The following is a 694-nucleotide window of genomic DNA, read 5'->3' as shown; positions in this document are numbered from 1 at the left end:
CCGACCAGCAGGTCAAGATCCGGGGCTTCCGCATCGAGCTGGGCGAGGTGCAGTCGCAGCTGCTGGCCCAGCCTGAAGTGCGTGAGGCGGTGGTGCTGGCCAAGGAGGGGGCGGGCGGTGCCAGACTGATCGCCTATGTGTCGCTGAATGCAGAAATCACAGAGGGTCTGCTCAAGGGACGACTGGGCCAGGCGCTGCCCGACTACATGGTGCCTTCGGCCATCGTCGTGCTCGAAGCCCTGCCTTTGACGGCCAACGGCAAGGTGGACCGCAAGGCGCTGCCCGAGCCGGAGATGGCGAGTGCGCAGGAATACGAGGCACCGCAGGGCGAGTTGGAAGAAACGCTGGCGCAGATCTGGGCCGAGGTGCTGGGCGTGGAGCGCGTGGGCCGGCAGGACGGCTTCTTCGAGCTGGGCGGGCATTCGCTGCTGGCCCTGGGCCTGCTGGAGCGCGTGCGCGCCCAGGGCCTGCGCGTGCAGGTGCGCACGCTGTTCCAGCATCCGAGGCTGGCGGAGTTTGCGCAGGCGGTGCTGCAGGCGCAGCAGGGGGACCAAGGGGCGCAGGTGGCTGGCGAGATCGATGTGCCGCCCAATGGCATCCCCGAAGGCTGCACGGCGATCACGCCGGACATGCTGACCCTGGTGGCGCTGGATGAGGATGAGATTGCACGCATTGCCGCTGCGGTGCCCGGTGG

The 694-nt window shown here is 68.4% G+C and carries 1 protein-coding gene; it reads left to right on the top strand.

Annotation, left to right across the window (positions count from 1 at the left end):
• Positions 1 to 694 (top strand): phosphopantetheine-binding protein (locus ACM14_RS30205; RefSeq protein WP_254662171.1); only part of this gene is annotated, 694 nt, incomplete at both ends.

It is taken from the genome of Delftia sp. JD2, from assembly GCF_001682645.1.
Classification (GTDB): domain Bacteria; phylum Pseudomonadota; class Gammaproteobacteria; order Burkholderiales; family Burkholderiaceae_C; genus Comamonas; species Comamonas acidovorans.
This window is presented reverse-complemented; position numbering and strand designations above follow the sequence as displayed.